This window comes from Nocardiopsis trehalosi NBRC 14201, assembly GCF_001552555.1.
GTDB lineage: Bacteria > Actinomycetota > Actinomycetes > Streptosporangiales > Streptosporangiaceae > Nocardiopsis_B > Nocardiopsis_B trehalosi.
Map to the genome: position 1 here is coordinate 24,715 of NZ_BCRK01000056.1, position 7,160 is coordinate 31,874.

Sequence of the window (7,160 nt, forward strand, 5' to 3'; positions counted from 1 at the left end):
CTGCGGAGTCCATCCGGCGGAAGGCCCGGCCTCTGCCTCGCCGGCCACCGGCTCGCCGCCGCCCACGCGGCGAACGGACGCATCACCGACCCCATACGGCGCCGCCCGCCCCCCGTGGACGACGGTTCCGGCACCGCCTACGTCCTTTCCGCGCGCTTCGACCCGCCAACGCGACCTCGCCGACGGGACCGCCTGCCTACGGCGGCGGCGACACGTGCGGAGAGACCGGCCCTCCAGGACCACGAGGTCACCGCCGCCCGCGCCGACGGGCGACGGCCGCGTCTCCTCGGTGCGCGGCGCCGCAGCCGCGACGTCGACCGGCACGAGCGCGGCTCCTTCACCGGACCCTGCTCACCCATGTCCCCCATGGGCGGCATGTGCGACGAGGCAACGCCCATGACCCGGGCCGAGGGCGGTCGCGGCCGGGCACGGCACCGCCCCGGCACCCGCCCCCTCTGCGGCGGGGCGGTGACGATGGCCGGGTCCGGACAGTCCGGCGGGGGCGCCGCGACGGCGGGCGGTGCGCGGGTGGGCGAGACTGAGGGGCGTGGACCGTGCCGACGAACTCCGCGCCTTCCTCCGCTCCCGACGAGCCCGGCTGTCCCCCGACGACGTCGGCGTGTGGCCCGTGGGCGGGCGGCGGCGCGTGCCCGGGCTGCGCCGCGAGGAGGTCGCCGACCTCGCCGGCGTCAGCCCCGACTACTACGTCCGCCTGGAGCAGGGCCGCAACGGCAACGTCTCCACCGACGTCCTCGACGCCGTCTCCCGCGCCCTGCGCCTGAGCGACATCGAACGCGAGCACCTGCACAACCTCGCCCGCCCGCTGCGCCGCGGCCACCTCACCCCCGCCGCCGAGCACGCCAGCCCCGGTGTGCAGGCCGTCGTCGACGGCATGGCGCCCGCCCCCGCCTACGTCGTCGGCCGCCACACCCAGCTCCTGGCGTGGAACCACCCGGCGCGGACCGTCTTCGCCGACTTCGACGCGCTGCCGCGCGCCCGCCGCAACATGGCGCGCCTGGTCTTCCTCGACCCCGACGCCCAACGGCTCTACCTCGACTGGGAGCACAAGGCGGGCGACGTCATCGCCCGGCTGCGGTTCATGCTCGGCCGCCACCCGCACGACCCCGCGCTGACCGGGCTCGTCGCCGAACTCGCCGACGCCCGGCCCGAGTTCCGGCGGCTGTGGGACACCCAGGTGGTCGCCGACAAGACCCACGGCGCCTATCGGCTGCGCCATCCCTCCGGCGCGGCCTACACCCTGCCGTTCCGGGCGCTGCGCCTTCCCGAGGACCCCGACCAGACCCTCATCGCATACACCCCCGACCCGGGGTCGGACGCCGAGGCCATGCTGCGCTCCGCGACCGGCGGCACCACCGCCCACCGCACCGCCGCCCCCTGACCCGCGGCCCATCCCGCCCCACGCCGTTGTCGGCCGACCACCGGGCATCGGCGATCACCGATGCCCGCAACCAGCCGATCCCGCGTCCGCCGGCATACCGTCGAGCCGCCACGGCGCCCACCCCCAGCCGGTCGTCCCGGTCCGGGCCGCGTCGCGGACCGTCCGCTCTCGGGCTGCCCCACCGGCGCCCGCACCGCCGATCCCCGACCGACGCGTGTGTCGGGTCCTGCGCCCGGCCGACGGGCCCGGCGCCCGCACCCGCTGCCGCACTGCGGCCCGCATCCGGCCACCCGCCCCCGGGCACCCCCGCCCGCTGCCGCGACCCTCCCGGGCTCAGCCCGCCGACCGCGCGCCGGCGGCCGCCGCCAGGTGGGCGCGCAGCTCCGCCAGCACCGCGCCGGGGTGCTCGGCCGGGAAGAAGTGGCCGCCCTCCAGCACCACCAGCCGGAACGCCCCGGTGGTGTGGTCCCGCCACGCCTCGGCCTCGGCCACCGTCACCCGGGGGTCGGCGTCGCCGGTCAGCGCGGTCAGCGGGCACGGCAGCGGCTCCTCGGGCCGGTAGGCGTAGGTCTCCACCGCCGTGTAGTCGCTGCGCAGCGCCGGCAGCACCAGCGGGCGCAGCTCCGGGTCGTCCAGCACCTGGCCGTCGGTCCCGCCCAGCCGCCGCAGCTCCGCGATGATGCCCGCGTCACCGCGCAGGTGCACGTCCTCGCCCGCGCGCGGGAGCGACGGCGCCCGCCGCCCCGACACCACCAACCCCGCCGCACCGCCCCCGCTGCGGCGCAGCCGCCGCGCCACCTCGAACGCCACCAGCGCCCCCATGCTGTGCCCGAACAGCACCAGCGGCCGGTCCGCCCACGGCGCCAGGGCCGCGTGGACGCCGTCGGCCAGCTCGCCCAGGTCGGTGATCCCCGGCTCGGCCTGCCGGTCCTGCCGGCCCGGGTACTGCACGGCGAGCACGTCCGCCGCACCGCCCAGGGCGCGCGACAGCGGGAAGAACCAGCTCGCCGACCCGCCGGCGTGCGGCAGGCAGACCAGCCGAACGGCGGCGTCCGGAGCGGGGTGGAACCGGCGGATCCAGCCGCGCGCGGTGTCGGGGGCGTCGGTCATGGCGGTCGCGGTCCTCCCAGCGTGCGGTCCCGCCCCGGGCGGGGCGGCGGGTCCCGCCCGATGGTGCCACGACCGCGCCCGCCCCGCACCGCCGCCCCGGGCCTCCGCCCCGGGCCCTGCGCCCACCGGCACGCCGCCCGCCCTCCACGGAAACGTCACCACCAGCACGTACGGTGATCCCGACGACACCGACCACGGAAGCGGAGGTCACCGTGCCCCGGCCACTCGCACACAAGCTGGGCGTGGCGCCCGACCACCGCCTGCTCGTCCTCGACGCCCCCGCCCACTACACGGGCCTGCTCGACCCGCCCCCGGGCGTCCGCGTCGACACCGCCGCCCGGCCCGGGGCCCGCTACGACGGCGTCCACCTGTTCGTGCGCACCCGCGCCGACGTCGAACGCGCCGCGCCCGCCGCCCTGGCCGCCGCCGGCCCCGACACCCGGCTGTGGCTGTGCTACCCCAAGCGCAGCGGTGCCCTGGCATCCGACCTCAGCCGCGACACCGGCTGGGACACCGTGCTGGCCGCCGGGTGGGAACCCGTCGCCCAGGTCGCCGTCGACCCCGACTGGTCGGCGCTGCGCTACCGCCCCGCCGCCGACATCACCTACACCCCCGGCTCCTACCGGTGGCGCCGCGACCACCCCGGCTGACCCCGCCCGCGACCCCGCACCCGACCCGACCACCCGCCATCACGGAAGCAGCCCATGGCAGAGCAGCGCACCGACCCCGACCTCCACCCGCCCGCCCCCACCGACCGCGCCGCGCGCCACGCCGGCACCACCGCCGGCCGGACCGCGGGCCCGGCCGTGCCGCGCGACCTCGCAGGGTGAGCCGATGACGCGCCACACCCCACCGCCACCCGGCCCTTCCGCCGACGAGGCCGTCTTCGCCGCCCTGGCCGATCCCACCCGCCGGGCCGTCCTCGACGCCCTCGCCGCCCACGGGCCCGCCACCGCCACCGGCCTCGCCCGCCGGCTGCCCGTCACCCGCCAGGCCGTCGCCAAGCACCTCGCCGTCCTGGAGCGCGCCGGCCTGGTGGCCGGGCGCCGCCACGGCCGCGAGGTCCGCTACCTCCCCCGCCCCGACCCCCTCGACGCCGCCGCCCGCCACCTCACCCGGCTGGCCGACGCCTGGCGGTCCCTGCCCGGCACCGTCGCGCCCTGACCCGCCGCCGACCGCCTCACAGCCGGGCGGGCACCGCCACCACGTCCAGGTCGGCGGCCAGCACCACCTCGCCGCCGAACTCCGCCGCCGCCTCGGCGACGAACCGCGGCTCGTCCCGCGCGTCGTAGCGCTCCGACACGTGCGTCAGCACCAGCCGCCGCACCCCCGCCCGCGCCGCGATCCGCCCCGCCTGCCCGGCGGTCAGATGCCCGTACTCCGCGGCCGGCGCCGCCTCCGCCGCCAGGTAGGTCGCCTCGATGACCAGCAGGTCGGCGCCCGCCGCCAGCTCCTCGGCCGCCGCGCACGGACCGGTGTCCATCACGAACGCGAACACCTGCCCGCGGCGCGGCTCCGCGCACTCGGCCAGCTCCACCCACGACCCGTCGGCGGCCCGCACCCGCCCCTCCCGGTGCAGCCGCCCGATGTCGGGGCCCGCCACGCCCCGCGCGGCCAACCGGTCGGGCAGCATCCGCCACCCGTCGGGCTCGGCCAGCCGGTAGCCGTAGGTGTCGACCCGGTGCGCCAGCGGGCGCGCCGTCAGCGTGAACGCGTCCTCCCCCGGCAGCTCGACCGCCTCCCCGGCCAACGGCTGCTCCACGATGACGCCGGTATCGGCGAACACCGTCGCGTGCCGCAGCCGCCGCCAGTACTCCAGGCCCGACGCGGGGAACGCCGCCCGCACCTCGTGCGCCACCCCGTCACGGGCGATGCGCTGCACCACCCCGGGCACGCCCAGCGCGTGGTCGCCGTGGAAGTGGGTGAGGCAGATCCGCGTCACGTCGTGCGCGGACACCCCCGCGTGGCGCATCTGCCGCTGGGTGCCCTCGCCGGGGTCGAACAGCAGGCCGTGCCCGTCCCACCGCAGGAAGTAGCCGTTGTGGTTGCGGCGCCGGGTCGGCACCGCGCTGGAGGTCCCCAGCACCAGGAGTTCACGCGCGGACATGGCCGCCATCATTCCAGGGCGCCGCACCGCCGCGCGCGGCCCGACCGGCGCCCGGTTCAGCCCGCGCGGCCGAACACGTGGCGGTCGGTGAACGGCCCGCCGAACTTGCCGCCGGGGTCCAGGTCGGCGGCCAGCGCCCGGAAGTCGGCCAGCCGCGGGTACAGCTCCGCCAGCCGGGCGGGCGGCACCCCGAACAGCTTGCCCCAGTGCGGACGCGCGTCGAGGCCGTCCAGGCGCTCCTCCACCGCCGCCATCACCGGCGCCACCGCCGCCGCGTCGGCCACCCACGTGAAGTGCAGGCCCACCGTGTCGCGCCCGTAGGCCGGGCTGAGCCACATCCCGTCGGCGGCCACCGTGCGCACCTCCGCCACCTGCAGCACCGGCGCCACCCGGTGCCGGATACCGGCCAGCGCCCGCAGCGCCGCCACCGCGTGCCGGCGCGGCACCAGGTACTCCGACTGCAGCTCCGCCCCGCTGCTGGGGGTGAACTCGGGGCGGAAGTGCGGCAGCCGGGCGAACCACGGGCCCGCCTCCCCCAGCTGCGGCGAGCACGAGCCCGCCGGCATGCCCGGGACCGGGTGCAGCGGGCGGTCCGCCGGCCGCGCCCCCCACGCCGCCGGGTCGGGGCCGCCGTCGCCCACCCGCCGCTTCACCCACACCTGGTCGATCACCGCCGCCCGCCACGTGGTGAACAGGCTGACGCTGTACCCCGCGCCCATCACGTCGTCGAAGCGGTCCGCCAGCGCCTCCAGCGGCAGCCCGGTGAACACCCGCTGCTCCACCTCGAACGCGGGCACCACATCGAGGACCAGCCGCGTCACCACTCCCAGCAGGCCCAGCGCCACCACCGCCCCCGCGAAGCGGCCGTCGGAGCGGTCCAGCACCACCACGTCGCCCTCAGGGCCGACCATCTCCACCGCCGCCACCGGCGACGCCAGGCACCCGTTGGCGTCCCCCGACCCGTGGGTGCCCGTTGCGACCGACCCCGCCACCGAGATGTGCGGCAGCGACCCCAGGTTGGGCAGCGCCCACCCCCGCTCGTGCAGCGCCCGCCCCAGCTCCGCGTAGCGCACCCCCGCGCCCACGCTCACCGTCCGCGCCGCCGCGTCCACCTCGATCGCGGCGGGCAGCGCGGCCACCGACACCAGGGCCCCGCCGGGGACGTCCACGACGCCGCTGAAGGAGTGGCCGGTGCCCACGGCGCGCACCCGGGGCGCCGCGGCCACCACGCCCCGCAGCTCCGCGACGGTCGTCGGATGGTGGACGTGCGCGGCCCGGAACACCTGGTTGCCCGCCCAGTTCGTGCGTCGCCCGTCCACGCCGGCCTCCCGCGCCTCGGGCGGGCGGTGCCCGCCCCGCCCGCGTCCGCGCCATTGTGGCACCGGCCCCGCACCCGCCCCCGCACCGGCCTCCGCCCGACGCCGCAACCGTCCGGGGCGCGGACGACGCGTCTGCGACCGGCCGGCGGAGGCGCGTCGTCCTCGGGCGGCCGACCGGACGGGGACCGGTTTCCGCACGTGGCGCGGCCGAAGCCGACGCGACCGGCGGCGGTCCGATCGCTCCGGGGACGCCGGAGCCGCCCCGGCCGTAGCCGGCGTCCACGGCCGGTGAAGGCACGGACGACCCGGCGGCTCCCGACCCGCACCGCCGACCCCCCGGCAGGGACGGCACGGGACGGAATACGCGCGGCCGGTGGGAGCGGGCCCGCGTCCGGGTACCCGAGCCGTCGACCTCGCCGACGCCGGGGAGGCGTCCGGTTCCGACGGAGGACGGGGACCCCATGCACGGTGAGCGGACGCCCCCCTTGCAGCGAAGGCTGATGGTCGGGGGCGCCCTGTCCTTCATCGCGTTCGGCCTGCTCTGCGCGGTCCTGGCCGTCGACACCTACCTGGACGCCGGCTGGGCGTGGCGGCCGCCGATCGCCACCCTCACGTTCGGCGGACTCTCCCTGACGGCCATGGGGACGTTGATCCTGGTCGCGGCCCTGCGCAAGGGATAGCCGCGTCCGCCGGCGCCCAGCCCGCATCGGCCGGACACCCGAGGTCCCGCCACCCCCGCCCCGACCGCCCCCGGAAACGGGCCGCCGGGCCGCCCACCGGCGCATTCGCCGGTCGCCCCCGGGCCGTGGACGGTAACCTACGGACGTCCTCCCTCACGATGTGCAGCCGACCAGATCCGGAGTGTGACCACTCATGCGACGCCTCCTCCCCGTCGTCCTCGCCGCCGCCGCGGCCGCCCTCCTCGCCCACCCCGCACCCGCCGCCGCGGCCGGACACCGGCTGCTCTGGTACTCCAACGACGGCACCGAGCACCGGCTGCCCGCCCCCGAGCCCGGCCGCTGCCACACCGTCGGCGAGGACCTCGGCTGGGGGTCGTGGCTGCCCGCCTACGCCGTCCACAACGAGACCCCGCACACCGCCACCGCCTACGCCGACCCCCACTGCGCCATCCCGCTCGCCGACGGCCTCACCGTCGCCCCGCACAGCGAGGCCCCCCGCCACACCACCGTCGCCGTCCGCTACCACCCCTGACCCCGCCCCCGGG

Annotated in this window: 9 protein-coding genes; 6 read left to right on the forward strand and 3 right to left on the reverse strand. The window is 78.3% G+C overall.

The window, feature by feature from the left end:
• The first annotated feature begins 547 nt into the window (after positions 1 to 547).
• Entirely contained in the window at positions 548 to 1,399 is an 852-nt protein-coding gene (locus tag NT8_RS12560; RefSeq protein WP_067968108.1) for a helix-turn-helix domain-containing protein, read from the forward strand.
• A gap of 333 nt (positions 1,400 to 1,732) precedes the next feature.
• Here the strand turns inward: NT8_RS12560 and NT8_RS12565 are convergent, their stop codons facing one another.
• Positions 1,733 to 2,509, reverse strand: a complete 777-nt coding sequence (locus NT8_RS12565; protein WP_067968112.1) for a thioesterase II family protein — start codon at positions 2,507 to 2,509, stop codon at positions 1,733 to 1,735.
• Between the two features lie 212 nt (positions 2,510 to 2,721).
• Here NT8_RS12565 and NT8_RS12570 point away from each other — a divergent pair, with 212 nt between their 5' ends.
• From NT8_RS12570 to NT8_RS12575, 3 genes are read left to right on the forward strand one after another with little or no spacing between them, the layout of a single operon-like run.
• A complete protein-coding gene (locus NT8_RS12570; RefSeq protein WP_067968114.1) occupies positions 2,722 to 3,159 on the forward strand; it encodes a hypothetical protein in 438 nt (145 codons plus the stop codon).
• Between the two features lie 54 nt (positions 3,160 to 3,213).
• Positions 3,214 to 3,339, forward strand: coding sequence for a hypothetical protein (locus NT8_RS31260; RefSeq protein ID WP_281203436.1), 126 nt, complete (start codon positions 3,214 to 3,216; stop codon positions 3,337 to 3,339).
• A 4-nt stretch (positions 3,340 to 3,343) separates the two neighbouring features.
• A complete protein-coding gene (locus NT8_RS12575; RefSeq protein WP_067968117.1) occupies positions 3,344 to 3,673 on the forward strand; it encodes an ArsR/SmtB family transcription factor in 330 nt (109 codons plus the stop codon).
• A 16-nt stretch (positions 3,674 to 3,689) separates the two neighbouring features.
• Here NT8_RS12575 and NT8_RS12580 read toward each other — a convergent pair whose 3' ends face one another.
• Together NT8_RS12580 and NT8_RS12585 are read right to left on the reverse strand one after the other, a co-directional pair.
• A complete protein-coding gene (locus NT8_RS12580) occupies positions 3,690 to 4,616 on the reverse strand; it encodes a ribonuclease Z (RefSeq protein ID WP_067968133.1) in 927 nt (308 codons plus the stop codon).
• Between the two features lie 56 nt (positions 4,617 to 4,672).
• Complete coding sequence (locus NT8_RS12585) at positions 4,673 to 5,935, reverse strand: D-arabinono-1,4-lactone oxidase (protein WP_067968120.1); 1,263 nt, start codon at positions 5,933 to 5,935, stop codon at positions 4,673 to 4,675.
• Positions 5,936 to 6,420: 485 nt separating this feature from the next.
• Between NT8_RS12585 and NT8_RS12590 the strand changes: the two genes are divergently transcribed.
• Together NT8_RS12590 and NT8_RS12595 are read left to right on the forward strand one after the other, a co-directional pair.
• Positions 6,421 to 6,615 carry a hypothetical protein gene (locus tag NT8_RS12590; protein WP_157515730.1) on the forward strand — a complete coding sequence of 65 codons (195 nt, stop codon included), beginning with the start codon at positions 6,421 to 6,423 and terminating at the stop codon, positions 6,613 to 6,615.
• Between the two features lie 193 nt (positions 6,616 to 6,808).
• Positions 6,809 to 7,147, forward strand: a complete 339-nt coding sequence (locus NT8_RS12595; protein ID WP_067968127.1) for a hypothetical protein — start codon at positions 6,809 to 6,811, stop codon at positions 7,145 to 7,147.
• Positions 7,148 to 7,160: the final 13 nt, after the last annotated feature.